This is a genomic window from Shewanella sp. ZOR0012 (assembly GCF_000798835.1).
Lineage (GTDB): Bacteria > Pseudomonadota > Gammaproteobacteria > Enterobacterales > Shewanellaceae > Shewanella > Shewanella xiamenensis.
In genome coordinates this window covers 3,796,087-3,815,175 of record NZ_JTLE01000094.1, presented here as the reverse complement: position 1 = coordinate 3,815,175, position 19,089 = coordinate 3,796,087, and the positions used below count along the sequence as shown (strand labels likewise).

19 protein-coding genes are annotated in these 19,089 nt (G+C 45.2%); 12 read left to right on the top strand and 7 right to left on the bottom strand.

The genetic code is table 11. The features are described 5' to 3' along the window. Positions 1 to 351: 351 nt before the first annotated feature. Entirely contained in the window at positions 352 to 588 is a 237-nt protein-coding gene (gene hipB / locus L976_RS18370; RefSeq protein WP_047539109.1) for a type II toxin-antitoxin system antitoxin HipB, read from the top strand. A gap of 3 nt (positions 589 to 591) precedes the next feature. Next, positions 592 to 1,893 carry a type II toxin-antitoxin system toxin serine/threonine-protein kinase HipA gene (gene hipA, locus L976_RS18365; RefSeq protein WP_047539106.1) on the top strand — a complete coding sequence of 434 codons (1,302 nt, stop codon included), beginning with the start codon at positions 592 to 594 and terminating at the stop codon, positions 1,891 to 1,893. Between the two features lie 116 nt (positions 1,894 to 2,009). On the opposite strand, the gene L976_RS18360 is transcribed toward hipA, so the two are convergent. The 3 genes from L976_RS18360 to L976_RS18350 form a co-directional block, all read right to left on the bottom strand. Further along, on the bottom strand, positions 2,010 to 2,444 hold the full coding sequence (locus L976_RS18360) for a hypothetical protein (RefSeq protein ID WP_047539103.1): 435 nt from the start codon (positions 2,442 to 2,444) through the stop codon (positions 2,010 to 2,012). Between the two features lie 8 nt (positions 2,445 to 2,452). After that, positions 2,453 to 3,364 carry a hypothetical protein gene (locus tag L976_RS22460; protein WP_052184026.1) on the bottom strand — a complete coding sequence of 304 codons (912 nt, stop codon included), beginning with the start codon at positions 3,362 to 3,364 and terminating at the stop codon, positions 2,453 to 2,455. Between the two features lie 131 nt (positions 3,365 to 3,495). Beyond that, a complete protein-coding gene (locus L976_RS18350) occupies positions 3,496 to 4,302 on the bottom strand; it encodes an NYN domain-containing protein (RefSeq protein WP_047539100.1) in 807 nt (268 codons plus the stop codon). Positions 4,303 to 5,314: 1,012 nt separating this feature from the next. Here L976_RS18350 and L976_RS18345 point away from each other — a divergent pair. From L976_RS18345 to L976_RS18325, 5 genes are all read left to right on the top strand, one after another. Continuing rightward, complete coding sequence (locus L976_RS18345; protein ID WP_037429997.1) at positions 5,315 to 5,617, top strand: c-type cytochrome; 303 nt, start codon at positions 5,315 to 5,317, stop codon at positions 5,615 to 5,617. Position 5,618: 1 nt separating this feature from the next. Next, positions 5,619 to 6,845: a sulfite oxidase gene (locus L976_RS18340; protein WP_047539097.1), complete on the top strand. Its 1,227-nt coding sequence runs from the start codon at positions 5,619 to 5,621 to the stop codon at positions 6,843 to 6,845. Beyond that, positions 6,845 to 7,228, top strand: a complete 384-nt coding sequence (locus L976_RS18335) for a cytochrome c (protein WP_047539094.1) — start codon at positions 6,845 to 6,847, stop codon at positions 7,226 to 7,228. The genes L976_RS18340 and L976_RS18335 overlap by 1 nt, the downstream gene beginning before the upstream one ends. Next, the gene (locus L976_RS18330) at positions 7,225 to 7,560 is read left to right on the top strand and encodes a c-type cytochrome (protein WP_037429989.1); all 336 of its coding nucleotides are present in this window, start codon (positions 7,225 to 7,227) and stop codon (positions 7,558 to 7,560) included. Before L976_RS18335 ends, L976_RS18330 begins: the two co-directional genes overlap by 4 nt. Positions 7,561 to 7,660: 100 nt before the next feature. Then, positions 7,661 to 8,131 (top strand): hypothetical protein, encoded by a 471-nt coding sequence (locus L976_RS18325; protein ID WP_226770044.1) that lies wholly within the window; start codon positions 7,661 to 7,663, stop codon positions 8,129 to 8,131. A 140-nt stretch (positions 8,132 to 8,271) separates the two neighbouring features. Here L976_RS18325 and L976_RS18320 read toward each other — a convergent pair whose 3' ends face one another. Continuing rightward, positions 8,272 to 10,515 carry a TonB-dependent hemoglobin/transferrin/lactoferrin family receptor gene (locus L976_RS18320; RefSeq protein ID WP_037429987.1) on the bottom strand — a complete coding sequence of 748 codons (2,244 nt, stop codon included), beginning with the start codon at positions 10,513 to 10,515 and terminating at the stop codon, positions 8,272 to 8,274. A gap of 189 nt (positions 10,516 to 10,704) precedes the next feature. Here L976_RS18320 and L976_RS18315 point away from each other — a divergent pair, with 189 nt between their 5' ends. Continuing rightward, positions 10,705 to 11,109: a carboxymuconolactone decarboxylase family protein gene (locus tag L976_RS18315; protein WP_037429985.1), complete on the top strand. Its 405-nt coding sequence runs from the start codon at positions 10,705 to 10,707 to the stop codon at positions 11,107 to 11,109. Positions 11,110 to 11,297: 188 nt separating this feature from the next. Here the strand turns inward: L976_RS18315 and L976_RS18310 are convergent, their stop codons facing one another. Continuing rightward, the gene (locus L976_RS18310) at positions 11,298 to 11,798 is read right to left on the bottom strand and encodes a hypothetical protein (protein WP_037429983.1); all 501 of its coding nucleotides are present in this window, start codon (positions 11,796 to 11,798) and stop codon (positions 11,298 to 11,300) included. 186 nt (positions 11,799 to 11,984) lie between these two features. Next, positions 11,985 to 12,236, bottom strand: coding sequence for a DUF2999 family protein (locus L976_RS18305; protein WP_037414210.1), 252 nt, complete (start codon positions 12,234 to 12,236; stop codon positions 11,985 to 11,987). Between the two features lie 387 nt (positions 12,237 to 12,623). Between L976_RS18305 and katG the strand changes: the two genes are divergently transcribed. From katG to L976_RS18285, 4 genes are all read left to right on the top strand, one after another. Beyond that, complete coding sequence (gene katG / locus L976_RS18300) at positions 12,624 to 14,846, top strand: catalase/peroxidase HPI (RefSeq protein ID WP_037414206.1); 2,223 nt, start codon at positions 12,624 to 12,626, stop codon at positions 14,844 to 14,846. Positions 14,847 to 15,042: 196 nt separating this feature from the next. Continuing rightward, complete coding sequence (locus tag L976_RS18295; protein WP_047539090.1) at positions 15,043 to 16,560, top strand: ATP-binding cassette domain-containing protein; 1,518 nt, start codon at positions 15,043 to 15,045, stop codon at positions 16,558 to 16,560. A gap of 131 nt (positions 16,561 to 16,691) precedes the next feature. Next, positions 16,692 to 16,988: a DUF134 domain-containing protein gene (locus L976_RS18290; RefSeq protein ID WP_037414262.1), complete on the top strand. Its 297-nt coding sequence runs from the start codon at positions 16,692 to 16,694 to the stop codon at positions 16,986 to 16,988. After that, positions 16,985 to 17,488 carry a NifB/NifX family molybdenum-iron cluster-binding protein gene (locus L976_RS18285; protein WP_037414203.1) on the top strand — a complete coding sequence of 168 codons (504 nt, stop codon included), beginning with the start codon at positions 16,985 to 16,987 and terminating at the stop codon, positions 17,486 to 17,488. Before L976_RS18290 ends, L976_RS18285 begins: the two co-directional genes overlap by 4 nt. Before the next feature lie 319 nt (positions 17,489 to 17,807). On the opposite strand, the gene L976_RS18280 is transcribed toward L976_RS18285, so the two are convergent. Further along, positions 17,808 to 18,662: a DUF4238 domain-containing protein gene (locus L976_RS18280; protein WP_047539087.1), complete on the bottom strand. Its 855-nt coding sequence runs from the start codon at positions 18,660 to 18,662 to the stop codon at positions 17,808 to 17,810. Positions 18,663 to 19,089: the final 427 nt, after the last annotated feature.

Sequence of the window (19,089 nt, the reverse complement as noted above, 5' to 3'; positions counted from 1 at the left end):
TCTAAAACGATTTTTCCTGCGCTAGATTAGCAAAAACATCTGTGGTCTTTAGCTTAATCGCTTAAAACCCAAGTAGTTATAAAAGAAAATGAAAACCCCGATACTGGCAACAGTATCGGGGTTTTGTTTTTGGCGCTGGCAATTTGGGGAAGTGGCGTTTTTCAAGCTAGGTGTACTAACCTACACTTTTTGGGGTTTAAGCACTGAAAACTGCTTTGAAAGTGTAACATTGTACACTTTTAGTCAGCTTGTCATTATCAACAATCAAAAAGTGTACGTATATACACTTTTTGATTGAATGAGACTGTTATTAAGGCTAAGGTGTAGGAAGTTACACTTTTGGAGACGATAATGGCATCACCGCTAAATCAACAATCCCTCGGCTTGTTAATTAAAGAACGCAGGAAAAGTGCTGCTCTTACTCAAGACGTGGCGGCCATGCTGTGCGGCGTAACCAAAAAAACGCTGATCCGAGTTGAAAAGGGTGAGGATGTTTATATCTCAACCGTATTCAAAATCCTTGATGGTCTTGGGATTGATATCGTTTCGGCTCAAACCAGTAATACCGAAACTAACGGCTGGTATTAACCTATGAGTACAGCTAAAACGCTTACGCTAGAGATGCACCTCGGTGATTTAATGATCGGGGAATTATCCTTTGATGCCACGACCGACACCTTTGCGGTGTATTACACCAAAGATTGGCAGCAAAGTGGGTTTCCACTATCCCCAACGATTCATTTAGATGGCGCTGGAACGAGCAATCAAATATCAATGTTTTTGGTCAACTTATTACCAGAAAACAAAGGATTAGATTATCTGATTGAATCGCTTGGCGTCTCTAAGGGGAATACCTTTGCCTTGATCCGCGCCATTGGTCTCGATACCGCAGGTGCCATCGCTTTCGTTCCTAAAGGGGCTTTACTGCCTGAAACACAATTGCGGCCAATTAAGGCTGCAGAAGTTATTCAACGCATTGAAGATCCCACAATGTGGCCGATGGAAATTTGGGACGGCAAACCTCGACTATCGGTAGCGGGTGTTCAACCTAAATTAAACCTGTTTTATAACGGGAAAGAATTTGCCTTTGCCGAAGGTACGCTGTCATCGACCCACATAGTTAAATTCGAAAAATATCATCATTTAGTGATCAATGAATTTATAACGATGCGTTTGGCCAAAGTGATTGGAATGAATGTGGCGAATGTCGATATTGTTCATTTTGGCAGTTACAAAGCCCTTTGTGTTGAACGCTTTGACAGACGTTATATACCAAGCGAGCAAAGGGTGTTAAGAAGGCATATTGTCGATAGCTGCCAAGCACTTGGTTTTAGTGTAAGCAAAAAATATGAACGTAATTTCGGTACGGGGCGCGATGTTAAAGATATTCGTGAAGGGGTAAGTTTTAAGAGGCTATTTAGTCTTGCTGAAAAATGCCGTAATCCCGTGGCTGCTAAGCAAGACATATTGCAATGGACGCTATTCAATTTACTGACCGGTAATGCCGATGCACACGGTAAAAACTACTCATTTTTTATGACGCCAAGCGGAATGGAGCCAACGCCTTGGTACGATTTGGTCAGTGTGGCTATGTATGAGGATTTTGAACAACAGCTTGCGATGGCTATTGATGACGAATTTGATCCAAATAGCATTTACGCCTATCAATTAGCCGCGTTTATGGATGGCTTGGGTTTACCAAGAAATTTATTAGTCAGTAACTTAACGAGAATAGCGCGAAGAATACCGCAGGCAATAGCGGAGGTGATTTTAATGCTCCCGCCCCTTGATGAAGATGAAGCATCATTTGTGGCTCATTACAAAGCGCAGTTACTGGCGAGATGTGAACGTTACCTTAGTTTTGCTGACGAGGTCAGGGATGTGGAAGTGTAGCTCTAGCTACAGCTTATGACCCTGCGGTAATTTCGTTGGAGGGAGAACTTCTTTAGCCTTGGTGTTGGCGGTTAAATTCAAAAGAGTTATGGATGTCCCATCTTTGACTTCAGCTGCTATAGATGAACAACTACTAAACGAACTTTTCTCCATGAGTCCCAAAAGTCAATGAGACCACAGATCATAAACCAGAAACCAGCCATTAAGATCACGTGATCCCACTTAAAAGAGAAATAGAGCTCTTTATCAGGACTGAAAATTGAAACAACCATAAAAATACAGCTTGAAATCAGCCACATACCAGTTCTGTGAAGTTGTTCCATCAGCTCGCGATACATCCCTTGATGGTTCTTGAGATTTTCAATTAATACATTTTTCGAAATACTCGTAAACAACGAACTACTTGCAATAACGAAACCAAAGAGAATCCCCGCAATTGTTGCTAAAGGGCTAGCAATTGCTAAAACCTCACTGTGGTTTTGAGGTGTATAGTTACAGACCACAATGCCGGTAACCACACTGCTGAGTAACATTACAATCAACTGTTTCATATTGACTCTCAATACTTATCTAGTACTGCTTTGCATTCATTGGTCGCATTTTCAAGAGCTCTTTTCATCTCGAGCTCCGTTGGGTAGCCATCAATGACTTCTACAGTCATCATAGATTTAAGCTCTTGGTCAAGCAAACTTTCTGTGCCACCAGAGGTTGGCTGCACTTTAGCCTTTCTGATTAGCGAGCCGCCACAGTCAAGAAACTCTTTAAATCCTTGTTTGACGTCATCAGTGAGGTATCCAACAAATCCTTTTTTTGTACTTGCTCGCCCAAAAAATCTTAATGTCAGTCGGCTCATACCTGTATCTGACATCATATTCATTACCTCATTGCACCATTTGTTTTTTAGTTCAAGGGTGTTGTCGAGCTTTCTAGGTAAAGCTATTGTTATTTCAGCACTTTTAAGAATAGTCCCTTTATCCAATAAAGCTTTTAGATCTGGGTCTTTCCAAATTGGCTCAAAGCACATTAGCTGGAGACTACTTAGTTCAAACAGCATATAAGACAAATCACCTGCAGTAGGCCCCAAATGGTTTTTATGGAACGACAACAAATCACGCTTTGAGTTGTATATGAAATAACTTTTTTCCAATACCTCATCATCTTTAGTCAAAGGAATTGGCTTGTCATCATTAGTTTGGGTGTTATACACGGTAGGTAAAACGGAATCTCTAAATACACCAATATAGCCAAAATAAACGCCCTTAGATTCTTCTAATATGTTGAGTACAAGGGTCTTTTTTCGCAGAACAGTTTTACCTGAAATCGCTTTTTCTCTTTGTTGGCTTCCTTTACTTTTTGAATAATGGTTTATCCAAAGTTCGTTGAATATATTTGGAGTCGGATTTGTGTGACTTTTGTTATTTTGTCCAGTGATGAAAAAGAACACATTTACTTGTTTTTCTCGTTTTTCCATATGATGTACTCAGTAACCAGCAGGCCTAGATATAGGCAAGTTTAAGACGTTGAAGTTATATGTTTATACCAGAAATTGAATATATGGCTATCACAGAGTAAGACTCCGGACATCCATAACCTTCATTTTACCTATTTACCATTTCTCTTTGCTCGTTTGATATCTCTTACCCATAGCACTGAGCCGTGGGTTTTACGCATTTCGAAGAGATCGATTGCGGCAAAGAGGTCGCTGAGTTTTTTAAATCCGTAGTTTCGCTGATCGAACGAGCTGTGATTTGAGATATGTGAGCCTATTGGGCCGAGTTGTGCCCAGCCATCTTCCTCTTCGGTTGCTTCTATGGCTTGGCGCAAAAGGTTGATCAGTTTGGTGTCACTTTTTAAATTGCATTTTTGTGGTGTCGCGGATTTGGGCTGAGTTTGCTCGGCTTTACTGACTGAGTCTGGTGCTGTTGGTGGAGGCTGAGTGATTTCTGATATCACTTCAATTTCTTCTGCGACAACTACTGGTTCAGCATCGAGGTAGAGGAAGCGAGAGCAGCTATTCACGAAAGCGGCTGGTGCTTTACGTTCACCGAAACCAAAAACGGTTTTACCATCGGCTAAGGCTCTGGTCACAAGGGGAGTAAAGTCGCAATCCGAAGAGATTAAGCAAATGATGTCTATATCCTTTGTGTAAAGAATATCCATAGCATCAATTACTAAAGCGATATCGCTGGCATTTTTACCCTTAGTTAAATCGAATTGTTGAATAGGCTGAATGGCATATTCATGCAGGATATCTTCCCATGGCTTTAGGTTCGGGCTTTTCCAATTGCCATAGGCCTTTCGAATACTGATGAGACCGTGTTTTGCAAGCTCAGCGAGTACCACATCAAACTTTCTGGCTGGCGCATTATCGGCATCAATAAACACCGCAATTTTTTCTTTATTCTGCATGTGGGTTCCAACGAATGGAGTTGTTTTACTCGTTTATAAGCAGGGAGGTTGGTTTTAGCTTTGGAGTTAGTGGCGGTGCTTTTATCCGAATCTGTAAGCACGCTACCGCCCATGGCACTTGCTACCAGACAGCAAATATAGACAATAAATTTTAATAAAAACAATAATAAAGCTATCAGCTTGTGGTTGGTGAAACCTTAAACTGAATCACAATTGGTTCAGAGGGGGAGTATCTTTAAGGAGAGGTATAGAATGCTTGTCCTTGCCTTGTTCGCTTTGTCGAGCGGATCTTCCCTGATTCATTTTATCGCCATTTTAATCAACGAATTTATCGTTAACACTAAATAGGCATTGATTAAGTAACATCTTAAGCATTGTTTATTAATCAAAATTTAACTTAGCGTACAGCATATGATGAACAGCAGCAATAGTGACCTGTTGCCAAGGAAAAGTTATCTCTTGGATTTTAAACGAGCCCCGATTGTTAATTTTCTAAAGATATAGAAGGAATCACTCTGCTAGTTTTGCATTAGCCCAAAATGGAACATTCATTTGTTTTTCAGTAAATCGCAGACAACACCAAAGTGACAGAAGTTCACGAGTGTCTGACGCGATAGCATAAGAACGCTTACTCCGTTAGGGGCGTTTTGGAGCATCCAAGGGCGAAGGCCAACGGCCGTTTTGAGCGCGAGATAGGGATATCGAGCTGGTAGTTTAACATGGACGTTTTTGATAGGACGAGCAGTCCTCCTTGGTCGACTCTTGATTAAAAAATCAGAGGGTGAAGCCCCACGACGTTAACTCCCCTTGGCCATAAGGCCATAAACCATCTCCCTTTTCTAATCAATGGCTTGTCATTTTACTACTTACTAATACAAGTCACTTCTCTTGAGCTTTTGACTCAATTGTATTGAATGTAAACCTCGATAAGCATTGATGTAACTTAATGTTATCTGAATGGCTACGTTCAATGACAGTCGTCGTGATGAACACTAACTGAAGAGAATAACGGATGTTGCTGCGAGTGATTTATTCGGCGGGTGTGCTGATGCTTTTGTTGCCGGCGGTCACCCACGCCGATGAGAGCAATAAATTATTGAATATGTGCAAGGCCTGCCATGGCGAGTCTGGCATGAGCCGTTTTGAACATATTCCGAATATCGGATGGCAAAACTCGGATTATCTGTTGAAGCAGCTTCGAGCCTTTAAGGCTGGCACGCGCCAAGACCCCACTATGACTAAAGTCGCTCAGTTGTTGAGTGAGGCGGATATGCAGCAGATGGCGGAATACTTTTACCTCGGAAAGGACAAATAACATGGATCTTAATCGTCGAGTTTTTATAAAAGGTGCGGTAGCGACGTCGGTGTTATCCGCGCTGCCGGTTAAGTGGGTATTTGCCGATAAGCTTCCTGCTGGGGTGAGTGCTTTGGATATTTCGGCATTAACTTGGACTAAGGCTGAGGACTTACCGAGTTATTTCAAAGTATTAAACACTAATCCGCTGAATGCGTATCCGCCAGAGCATATGCTTGCGCCTGCGGTGACGCCTGCCGATGTTTCGTTTATCCGCTGGAATGGCATAGTGCCTGACTTTAAGACGCTGGATGCTAAAACCTGGACTTTTAACGTGGATGGCGAGTCGGTCATCACCCCTAAAACCTACACCATTGATGAGTTAAAGCGCCGCTTTAAACATCACACCTTACAGCTATTGATTGAATGTGGCGGCAATAGTCGCGCTGGCTTTTTCCCGAGTACTAAGGGCAATCAGTGGAATAACTCAGCAGTATTTTGTTCAGAGTGGACAGGGGTGTTGGTGAGCGATGTGCTTAAGGATTGTGGTGTTAAAGCCGATGCGGTTTACACCGGCCACCACGGGGCTGATGTGCATTTGAGCGGAAAAGGTGAGGCCATTTCCCGCGGTGTTCCTATCAAGGCGGCGCTCGAAGAGCTTGGGCTAATCGCATGGTCGATGAATGGTGAGGATATTCCTTACCTGCATGGTTATCCCCTACGTATCGTATTTGGTGGCCGGCCGGGCTCGGTTTCGCAAAAAGCGGCAACGGGGATCAGTGTGCGTAATAAAGTCCACGACGGGCATAAAATGGAAGCGCCAGCGTATCAAGTGCCAAAATATCCGATTGCACCGGGCGAGACGGTTGCTGAAAAAGACTATCGAATTATTGAAGAAATGATCGTGAAGTCTTTGATTACTCAACCACAATCTGGCACTGAACTGGCTCAAGGGCAAAAACTGACGGTTGCGGGCCATGCGTGGGCGGGCGTGCGCGAAGTGGTGAAGGTGGAAGTGAGTTACGATTATGGCACCCGTTGGTTTGTCGCGGAGCTACAAAAAACGAAAAACGCCACCGCATGGCAGCAATGGAGCATTGAGTTGCAGTTGCCAACACAGGGCTATTACGAAATCTGGGCCAAAGCAACCGATAGCGAAGGTGATAGCCAACCGGTTGTACAGCCACAATGGAACCCTAAGGGATATATGTTTAATGGTTGCCACCGTATTGCCGTTAGGGTGGTGTGATGAGAGCGCATGTCAATAAGCTGATCATGTGTGGGCTGCTTTTCACTGGGGCGTCGTTCGCCGCCGAGTACCCCGTGGACCCTCAATCGGGCCTTATTATGGCGCCCGGTTGGGAGTTGGTGAATTATCAATGCAATGCCTGTCACACCAGTATGATTGTTACCCAAAATCGCGGTGATAAAGCCTTTTGGAAAGAAACCTTGCAGTGGATGGTGGATACCCAAGGCTTATGGGATTTGTCGGATACGTGGGAGCCGACGTTGAGCTACCTCAGTAGCTATTATGGTCAAGCTGAAATGGATATGACCCTCTTTAGGCGTTTGCCCCTTGACGCAAGCCAGTTACCACCGCCAGCTAAACCTGCCGCTAAGGGATCTCAATGAAAACGTTTATCGTCAGTTTGCTTGTCCTGTGCGGCTTATCCACAGCGGTTTATGCCGAAGGTTATCAAGCCGATATCGAGCGGGGTAAAGCGCTTGCCACGGCTCAATGTGAGTCATGCCATGGGCTGGCGATGATCGCCATGGCCAAGCAATTCCCCAATTTAAGGGGGCAAAAACCGGCTTACCTTAATAAGCAGTTAGTCGATTTCAAAGCGGGCTTACGCCTCGATCCGTTAATGCAATCACAGGTCAGTGCGTTGACTGCCGAGCAATTACAGGATGTTGCGCTGTTTTATAGTCAGCAAGACATCCCCAATCTCAGTGCAAATTAGTGCGGCTAGCCGTTTGCTTGCTGACAAGAGTAAGTTAAGCGGTTAGCATCATTGCCATCGGCTTATGGCGACGACACGGCTGGAAATGGCGTTGATAGGAATGGCATTGATAAATCGCAGAAAATTAGCATCTCTTATTGGCGTGCTGGTGTTATTGCCAGCATGGGGATATGCCCTGCCAGCGGAGGTGAGCGAAGCTAATCACTGTCAGCCTGTCAGCGGCTCTGAACAACACTCAGATCAGTGTGAGCACAGCGCGGATAATACCGCCTACGATAAATTTGATGGCGTGGTATACCATGGCGTCATCGATACTAAGCCCGTCACGCTGGAAATTATTGGTCAAGGCAACCGCTATCGAATGACTGTCGATGGCTTGGCAACATTTGGGGAGTTGAATACCGAGCGCGGCTTTGAGCAGGATGAAAACGCTTCGCTCTTTATCCTTAACTGGCAACAGCCTGAAGCAGAACAGATAAAGTTTGTTAAATTATCCAAAGACCATTCAGTACTGGTGCGGGTTGATGCCAATGGCCAGCTCGATAACACCGCAACCCTGCATACGCGATAAAATGAGTCATTGTTGTTGCGAGCGCTTGATTACACATCAGGGGATGAAGCCGCGATTTTGATTGAGTGTATGGCTCAGAGAGATTGCTAAACATTCCCCGGTAAACACCGGGGAATGTTTAGCAAGTACAACCGCTTGAATTAAAACTGATAATTCACACTTAGGTTGAAATAACGCCCAGGTTGGGTGAAATCATCCTTTTGTAAGTTCATGGTGCTATTGAGTAAGAACACGGATTGGCCAGCCACATCGGCGTAGTCAACATATTCCTTATCAAACAGGTTATACACCCCAGCACGCAGATGCAGATTGTCGGTAACGTGCAGGCCCATGGTTAAGTCAAACACGGCGTAACCGGCGGTGTTGTAGACTTCGTTAAAGCTTTCTTTAGGAATACATTGGCCCATCACGCAAATATCATCGATGGTCAGGTTGATATCGTGGGTGCGGTCCATCTTATCGGCCCAGCGTACCACTGCGCCAATATCGGTTTCCATTCCTCCAATATCGCTATACCAATTCACCCCTAGGTTACCTTTTAGCGGGCTAACGCTGTTAAGGTATTGACCGTTTTCATCGGTTCCATGGGTATAAGCGATATTGCCCCATAGCTCTATGGTATCTGTCAGCCAATGGTTGGCTTGGGCCTCTGCGCCATAGAGTGTCACTTGATCGCGGTTGAAGTACTGGTATTTGAACTCCATGGGCTGCATCACCGGACCAAATACTGGCGGTTTAAAGCTGACATATTGCCAATCAATAAAGTCGACCGCGTGGGTGTAGAAGGTGGTGAGTTCATATTGAGTATCTGCATGATTGCCGCGGATACCCAGTTCCCAGGTGTGGGATTGCTCAGACTTTAAGTCATAGTTGGCTTGAATGATCACATCGGTCATCGAGCCGCCATCGACCTCTAACTCACCCCATTTTTGATCGGGCGTAGGCATTTTATAGCCATAGGCATATTGAGCGTAGGCACTCACTGTGTCGGTAAGTTTATAAACGAGCCCCACTTTGGGTGACCAAAAGGTGTCGCTCATTACCGCAAAGTCGGCTGGATCTTTACCTGCTTCCATCGCTTGTTGTTGGTCGGGGCTGTTACGGAAATAGTCATAACGTAGGCCGCCAATCAGGTTTAAATCACCATTTAACAGGGTGATATCGTCCTGCAAAAATAGCCCTAAACGGTTGCTATCGGTATCGGCAAAGGTAAAGGGGGTTTCGGTTTGCCAATCACCGCCGCTGCTAGCGATATTGTTGTTGCGATGGCGCATCATTTTGGACCATTCATAGTCCATCCCATAGGTGAGCTGATGGCCGTATCCCTCAGCGCCTAGGTATTTGCTAAAGGTACTGGTTAATCCAAGCCGTTGATCTTTAAATTTATAGTCGCGATATTCGGTAAGTGGGCGATCTAGTTTGAGTAAATCAAAATAATCACGGTGTTCGAGTTGCTCCGTTTGGCCAAAATAGGCGGTAACGGTCAAATCATCGTGTAAATACGTGGCTTTATCGGAGCGCAGTTGTAAGGCACCGTTGATCACTTGGGTATCGCGATCGGTATCAATCCGCTCCTGCAGTACTTGGGCACGATTGAGCTTATCTTCCCAGCGTTCTAGCGTTTGCTCTAGGTAGTCGAGGGTGAGCTGCACCGTGGTGTGCTCATTAAAACGGTATTTACTCTTGAATAGCAGGCTGTCTTGTAACAGATCGCTTTCAGGCTGAGTATCAAAGTAGTTAGGTAACTCTTCGCCTTTGCGATGCTGATAGGTGAGCAAATTCTCAAAATCGCTATAGGCCGCTGCGCTGGTAAAACCGCCGGAGTATTCGTTATTGATGCCTGTGTAACCCGCATTGAGCGACACATAATAATCTTCGCCCCGCAGGTAGTCGCTGGCATCTTTGGTGCGCATCACTACCACGCCACCGAGGGCGTCTGAGCCGTACATAGTGGATGCAGCGGCTTTAACTACTTCAATTTGCTTAAGACTTTGCACTTCAGTTAAACCGCGGCCTGTGCCTTCAGCACCAGGGCCTAACGGCGAAGCATACTGGTTATTTACCCGTACACCATCTTTTACCATCATGACTCGGTTGCCGCCGATACCGCGAATGGTTACTGAGGTCGGTTTGCCTGCTCCGCCCTTGATATCGACAGCCGATTCGTTACGGAACAGGCTACCAAAGTCATTGCTCATATTACGTTCGATGGCTTGTTCATCTATCACCAAAATAGAGCCTGCCACCTGTTCAATTTTTTGTTCCATACGGGAACCTGAGACCACAATCACTTCTTGAATAAGTGGTTTAGATTGTTCGTCTGCCCAAGCGGGCAATGCACTTGCGACGGCAAGGGCACATAGACTGAGCGGCAATGGTTTCATCAATCACCTTTTTATAAATGAGAATTGTTCTTACCTTGAATATGCGCGATAGCTTATATGGAATTTACCTTGAGGTCAGGTTTTAATTGCCATAATGTGATCGATGCAAAGCCTGTGAATGATGTTTTTAAAGGGAATTATCTATTGAGCCAGTTAACTTGTCAGAGTGTAGAGTAAAAGGATTGTCAGATGAACGAAGAGCAATATGAAAAAGGGCTTAAGGTGCGCCGTGCTGTGATGGGTGACAGTTTTGTCGATAAGGCCCTTAGCAGCGCAACGGATTTTACCCAGCCATTACAGGCGTTAGTGACTGCCAATTGTTGGGGTGAAGTGTGGTCCCGCGAGGGATTACCGCTGCAAACGCGCAGTTTAATCACCATCGCAACCTTAGCGGCACTAAAAGCGCCAGCTGAGTTAAAAGGCCATGTTCGCGGTGCCTTGCGAAATGGTTGCACAGTTGCAGAAATACAAGAAGTACTCTTACATTCAACCGTTTATTGCGGTATGCCGTCGGGCATTGAAGCCTTTAGAGCGGCAAAGGAAGTAATTGAAGAGTGGCAAGCTGAACAGGCCAAGGTGTCGGAGCAGTCTTAATGTTAGACCCGTGTGGCATGTATCCTTTGAGCCATCGGATGTGGCACACATCACCTGATGTGTGCGTACTTAGGATACCTTGCCAGAACGAGGGGATGCTACTCGCTCGATGTTCAATGTTCGATGTTCAATAAGTGTGGCCTGAGTTTTTGCCTGTAGCTTGCGGCTCACACTCAGGCCAAGGCTTGTTATAGCCGCGGATCGGCCGATTGACTCTCTACTTGGCCAATAACAGTGATATCACTCAAGTTTGATAGTTTGCCCCACTGCTGAATGGTCATCATGCCGATGATTTCCTGGGCGGTGAAACTTAAACGTATGCCGTCTTTGCGGTATTCCTGCGGCAGATTTTTAGGCAATATTTTTTGGCCGTTATCGGCGATAATTCCCCAAAAACCCCCTTCTAAATTGAGATATCTTACAGTGCCTTGTAGCATCATACCTTCTCCTTTAGGTGAAATACTTGGCTTGTTAACACCTTGTTTAGCCGCTTGTTGTTGCTGACTTTCGCGCTTATCCATATTGACCGGATTAATCTCTGCGGTGCTTGCTTGAGGCGTGCTTGTTTGTGAAGTGGTTTGCGCAGCGGGTTTGTCCATACCCTGCGCATGTTGCGCTTGAGTTTGCTTTTGACAACCCAACAACAGTGCGGGCAACAGTAGTGCAAATAGACGAATAGGTTGGCGCATCTTGATTCCTTTCAATCACTTTTGGCTATTGATGGCGTGTTGCAACACTCTAGCAAATATTGTCCGCGAGGGGCGATAAGGTTTTTATATCTTTGTGTAGCAGTGTGAAAGGGTAGAGATAACAATTTGAATAAAAAGGCAAAGCCAATGCTGCTTTGCCTTTATAAGCCGATTGGCTGGGATAAATTACTTTTGTAGCTGCGCTTTAGCGGCTTCAACCTTGGCGAAATCTAAACCCAGCTCGAGTACCGCTTCTTTAATCACGGCGGGATTTTGCATTACCAGAGCCATCAGTTGTTGCAGTTTTTCAGGTGGAATACCGAGCTGGCCAATAATGCCCATCGCCATCAGGGGATTATCGGTTAATGCTTGAAAAAGCTCGTTAATTTTTGCATCAGTGACATTGTGTTCTTTTAAGATGGCAATAATCGGATTCATTGCAATACCTTATCAACGTTAACGGAAAACGGCCGCTATGCTATCACAGATAGCTAAACCTTTTGGATGAACAATTTTATACCATAGTCATTCCCTATAAGTTGACTACTAATACAGTATGGATTTCGGTAAGTGGCAACTTTCTTAATGCTTTCATAAATTAACCATCGTTAATCTATTTTCGCGATTCCATTCATCGGTATTAATCGTTTCAATTACTTAGAAGCCTGTCATTAGACTGCAATCTCGGTTGTGTTAACGGCATATGACAATTTTGCCTTGGAGTAACACAACGATAAGGATTGCTGTATGCCGTCAAGCAGCAAGCGGATGGCTCATTGTTAATACAAATCAATGGGCCGAACAGGACGAAACTAGGTAACTATCATGAAAATAAACACCCTTCCTACGCTATCGGCGTTAACTTTGGCTATGTCTCTCGCATTGGGGGCGGGAACGGCCACAGCGCAAGAGCAAGTCACAGGTAATCAATTTTGGTGGCCTGAAAAATTAAATCTCAGTCCATTACGTCAAAATGCGATTGAATCCAATCCCTATGGCAGTGATTATCACTATGCCGAAGCCTTTAAAACCTTAGATCTCGATGCGGTAAAAAAAGATATCAAAGCCTTGATGACAGAGTCTCAGGACTGGTGGCCCGCCGATTATGGTCACTATGGGCCTTTCTTTATCCGTATGGCGTGGCATAGCGCGGGCGTATACCGGATTTTTGATGGCCGCGGTGGTGCTGCGGGTGGCCAACAACGTTTTGAACCCTTAAATAGCTGGCCGGATAACGTGAGTTTAGATAAAGCGCGCCGTCTGTTGTGGCCTATCAAGCAAAAATACGGCAGCAAGCTGTCTTGGGGCGACTTGATGGTGCTAACGGGTAACGTGGCATTAGAGTCGATGGGCTTTAAAACCTTTGGTTTTGCGGGTGGTCGTGAAGACGACTGGGAAGCCGAAATGGTCAATTGGGGCTCAGAAAAAGCGTGGCTCGATAGTAAAAGACGCAACGAAAAGGGCGAATTGGCTAAACCTATGGGCGCGACCCAAATGGGCTTAATTTACGTTAACCCAGAAGGCCCGAACGGGGTGCCCGATCCTTTAGCATCGGCAAAAGAAATCCGCGATACCTTTGGCCGTATGGCGATGAATGACGAAGAAACCGTTGCCTTAATCGCCGGTGGTCACACTTTTGGTAAGGCGCACGGCGCACACGATCCCGCAAAATGCGTGGGGGCCGATCCGGCAGCAGCAGGGATTGAAGAGCAAGGTTTAGGTTGGAAAAACAAATGTGGTAAAGGCCACTCTGAAGACACTGTTACCAGTGGTCTGGAAGGGGCTTGGTCATCCAACCCAACCAAATGGACCATGGAATATTTAACTTGGCTGTATACCTTTGACTGGGTACAAACCAAGAGTCCAGCGGGCCATATCCAATGGACGCCAGCCGATGATAAGGCGGCAAATCTGGTACCCGATGCCCACTTACCGGATAAGCGCCATGCGCCGATTATGTTCACTAGTGATATCGCGTTGAAGGAAGATCCTATTTATCGCGAAATCACCACGCGTTTCCTGAAAAATCCTAAGGAGTTTGAGCTAGCCTTCGCTAAGGCGTGGTTTAAGTTAACTCACCGCGATATGGGGCCAAAAGCGAGATATTTAGGTGCCGATGTGCCAGCAGAAACGCTGATTTGGCAAGATCCTATTCCTGCCCTTGACCATCCGCTTATCGATAACGCCGATATTAAAGCCTTAGGCAATAAGATCTTAGCATCTGGGTTAACAGTTCCTGAGTTGGTGAGAACCGCATGGGCGTCGGCCAGTAGCTTCCGTGATACCGATATGCGTGGCGGGGCAAATGGCGCGCGCATTCGTTTAGAGCCTATGATGAACTGGCAGGCGAACAATCCAAAAGAGTTAGCTAAAGTATTGGCTAAGCTTGAGAAAGTCCAAAAAGACTTTAATGGTTCGCTCAAGGGCGGCAAAAAAGTCTCCTTAGCGGATGTGATTGTGCTGGGTGGTAGCGTCGCGGTTGAGAAAGCCGCGAAAGAGGCGGGAGTGACGGTTTCGGTGCCATTTACCCCTGGGCGAATGGACGCCACACAAGCACAAACCGATGTGAACTCATTTGCTGTGCTTGAACCTGCGGCTGATGGTTTCCGTAACTATTACTCAAAAGACAGCAGTCTTTCTCCCGCTGAGATGCTGATTGAGCGCGCCAATATGCTTAATCTGACCGTGCCCGAAATGACGGTGCTGGTGGGTGGTTTGCGTGCGTTGGATGCCAATAGTGCTGGCGTTAAACACGGTGTATTTACCGATAAGCCAGGTGTGCTGAGTAATGACTTCTTCGTTAACTTACTCGACATGTCGACTAAGTGGAGCAAGTCGGCCAAGCAAGAGGGCATTTACGAGGGACAAGACCGTAAGAGCGGTAAGCTTAAGTGGACAGCAACCCCAGTCGATCTCATCTTCGGCTCTCACTCTGAATTGCGCGCCGTGGCTGAAGTGTATGGTGCACAGGATGGTCAAGACAGATTCGTGCAAGACTTTGTTAAAGCGTGGAATAAAGTCATGAATGCCGATCGCTTCGATATCTAAAGTGAGTGGTTAACCTCAAGCCCATCCGCGCGTTTTCGTCGGGTGGGCTTTTTATTTTTGTGGGTAATCAGTGTTTGAGCGATTGCTGACTGGCATTCCATTCTGCTTATTTACTCAGTAGTATCAATGTCATGACAAATTTTACGCATATTCAGTCGAGTCAATGTTAATCGGGTTGAATACCTAAGGAAGTGGGATGGGTAATAGTGCTACGTACGGGGATAAAACGCTTGTTGTAAAAGGGTTGCGCTACGGTCGTGGCAATGAGCTGCTAGTCGTTGAAGATTGGCAGTTAATGCCGATGCAACATTGGGCCATTTTTGCGACCGACAGCTATAGCGGCTCACTCCTTGGGCGAATATTAGCGGGTGATATACAGCCTGATGAAGGCGAGATATCTGGATTACCGTCGCGAATTGGTTGGGTGTCACTCGGTTTACAGCAGGCATTACTTGAACGTGAGCTAGCAAAGGATGAACTCGACTATGGTTCAACGGTTGAATCATTAGTGCTGGAATCTTGTCTGCATACTGAACGTTTGAGCACCTTTTTACAAAAAGTGGAACTCGAACATTTAGCGCAAAGAGGATTTAGACAGTTATCGACTGGTGAAACCCGGCGGGTGATGTTAGCGAGGGCACTGGCAACTGAACCTGAGTTATTGATTTTAGATGACCCTTACGCTGGGTTGGATAGCGAGCATCAACTCAGCCTATCACAGCTGTTAGTTGAAATTGCCGAATATACTCAGTTGCTTATTATCACCTCCCGCCAAGAAGAGTTACCACCCTGTGTTAGCCATGTGGCACTGTTTAATAGCGATATGCTCAAATCGGGTCAGCATGTGCATCAACTCAGTACACCTATGTCGATTGAGCAGTGGCATAGTCACCCTGTGATGGCGCATCTAAATGCACTTTCGGCCAGCCGAAGTGCCGAGTTGTTGGCGTTAATGGAACGCCAACGCCACAATGCCGAAGCCTTTGATCCCTTAGTTGAGATTAAAAATGGCAAGGTGGAATATGTTAGCGGCTTGATTTTTAAAGATGTGAATTGGCGGATTAGTGCGGGACAACACTGGCAAGTGCGGGGGCCAAATGGTTGCGGTAAGAGTACCTTACTCGGGCTGATTTTGGGCGATCATCCCCAATGCTACAGTAACGATATCACCCTCTTTGGGCGTCCACGAGGCAGTGGTGAGAGTATTTGGCAAATAAAACAACGGATTGGCATAGTATCATCGGCCTTGCATTTGCAATACCGAGTGAGTTGTTCGGCGCTCGATGTCTTGTTATCGGGTTTTTACGATTCTATCGGTCTGTACCATAAGCCCACTAAACCTCAGGTCGATTTGGCGAAGGAATGGCTAGCGATACTGCATATGAGTGAGTTTGCCAGTACGGGTTTTAAGCAATTGGATTACGGCCAGCAGCGGCTATTACTTATAGGCAGGGCCTTGATTAAACAGCCGTTATTGTTGATTTTGGATGAACCCTACCAAGGGCTCGACTTTATCAATCGCACTTTGGTGATGCGGGCGCTGAATATGATCGCCGAGCACCATCTTAGTCAATTGCTTTATGTCTCCCATCATAGGGAAGATGCCTTGCCAGCCATTAAAAACTTTGTCGATTTTATCAAGCAAGATAACGGCTATTCGGTTGAGGTGAGTCATCGCCCTAATGAGTTGGCTCAAAGGATGCCAATCCCATAAAACCTATTCTGTAGAACTGTGATGATGCCCTCGGTTTGTATGGAGGAAATGGCAATAATAGTTTCTGGCCTATGCCAGAAACTATTTACGCTGCGAAAGGGGTATTGTTTGCCCTTAAGGTGCCATCACAGATGCCTAGACCCAAAAAGTGCCGTCAATTATCGAGTTGTGTGCCCTGTAGTCTGTTTAAACCTAATGGCATACCAGCGGCTAACTTATCCCAAATCCTTTTAGCTGCCGACGAGTTTGAAGCCTTAGAGCTTGGTGATGTCCAGCGCTTAAGCCAGTTTGAGGCCGCAGCGCAAATGGGGATTTCGCGGCAAACCTTTGGTTATCTGCTCGCCAGTGCTCGCCAAAAAGTGGCGATCGCCATTACTCAAGGGCTGGTGCTGAAATTACCGACTCCAAATGATAAGGACCCAGTATGATTATCGCCCTACCGATTAGCCGTGGACGGCTTGCCAGCCATTTTACTAAGGCGCAGCAAGTCCATTTTTATGATGAAAATCATCAGCTTTTACTTTCTATCCCGAACCCCGCCCTTGGCGGCAATTGCCAAGATAAAAAAGCCTTGTTAGATGTCATTCGTGCCCAGCACACCAGCATTGTGGTGGTGCAACATATTGGTGAGCGTATGCTTGGTAAGCTGCTCGATGCAGGGATCAGTGTGAGCCGAGGGGATAATCAATTATCGATTGCCACGCTGCTCGCCCAGAGTAAAGAGGTGAATTTGCGTTTAACCCAAGCATCACAGGGGCGTGCATCCCTAAAACATTTAGCCAAGGGCGGATGCTGTGGTGCTAAAAGAAGTTGTGGCTGCGGCGGTAAGGCAAAGACAACTCAAACCTTGTTGAGCCTGACTCAAGCGCAGCCAAGCTTAACCTTAGCTAAACCCATCGCATACAGTGGTTTTAGATTATCAAAATAGTCATGGCATTATTGTAGGAGCGGAATAAAGTTTGATACTAAACAATCAATTACCCCTGCGAGTACCGTTTAGATTAAACATGACCCAAAATAAAGATTCATACTAATTGCTACTACTCAGTCCGAATCGAGCTACAACCAAGTTTTAAAGTATCATACCCGTTGTAGCTCACTTCGGGACAAAAGCGTGATAGCTCCTTTGTTCTAACTTGTCAGTTTCGGATTAAAATTTCTATGGATTAAAGCCTGTAGCAGGCGCGGCTTTGTAGTGAAGGCGAAGCAGCAACGGTAAAGCTGCGCTGTGCCTGCGTTTGTTATATTCATTGGCCTTGGATTGACTTTTTAGAGGGGCCGATCACCCACCTTTCAGCATTGTTTATTATTAAGTTATTTATTACCCTGGCCTGAGTCGAATTAATGTATGTATGTTTAATCTCCGATTTATGCGACGATAGGCATAGACAAAGCTGCCGAGATAATGGAACCAGAATAAAATAGTCATCTCTACTACTCAACAATTGTTCTATTTCAATTGCGTCGTCTTTTACAATAAACGGATCATCACAAAGAAGAATATCGGCCTCGAAAGAATAGAAAAATAGCCAGCCCATGCAATCATGAATGCAAACTGCATTCTTTTGCGCGTTCTCAACCATCTTAATAAGCGTCATATTTCGTGATTCTGAAAATGACAGCCCTTCAAAAAGGCTGTCGTCATTCAGATCTAACCCCATATTTTCTGCTTTTTTCTTAGCTGCTTCATCAACTCTTGCATGCTTTAAAATTTCTCCGATAAGAGCGCGATCAAAATCACTTTGAAATTTATTGATAAGACGCGGATTTCTTGCGGATAAAAATCCGAAAAACATTGATAGATTATATAAACTGACGTCAGTTTTGTCGGGGTTTTCTGACATTAACTTCTCCACTTCGCTTGCGAATGCTCCATCAATGGTCGAAAGCATTGGATTTTCGATGAAGGTGGGCGAGTTAGACGCTTTTGCCGTTTCTCCAGTAAGAGAATAAAGAAAGTTTTCAGAGCAGAAGTTCCTGGGCCCAGCGGGTCCAAGAATTTGGGATTTCTTTTTATCGAGGTAAAATAGATTCTTTCCATCTAGCGAGAACAAAAGCTGATAAGACTGAGGGACATAATGATGATTCTTGGGGTTACTCATAATTGAATATAACGTCTTAGTATTTATGCGCTGCGCTGTTTGCGGGGCATAAATCGCTTGTTGGACTTGGCCGCTGCCATATCCATGTGAATTGGTATAAATGATGCTATAGGAATTTGCTTTTTTGTGGTAGCGAACTTTATACAGTTTTATGGGTAATCACTTGATATTGTGTTAGCTTTCTCATTATTAAATTCTCACGTCAGACAGATTGTTGACCTTGCTTGATACTATTTCGGCCTCGAACTCAGGCTGATACTCGCGCCACATTTTCTCATTGATGAAGTTGATAACTGATAAGGGCAGAACTCTTTAGCATTACTAAAATTAGGTTAATTTTTTTGATGTAAGCAATAAATCGAGCCACCCATTTTAAATCAACAACATAATGTACTTTCCGTTTACCTACAACTTGTAAAAGTTAATG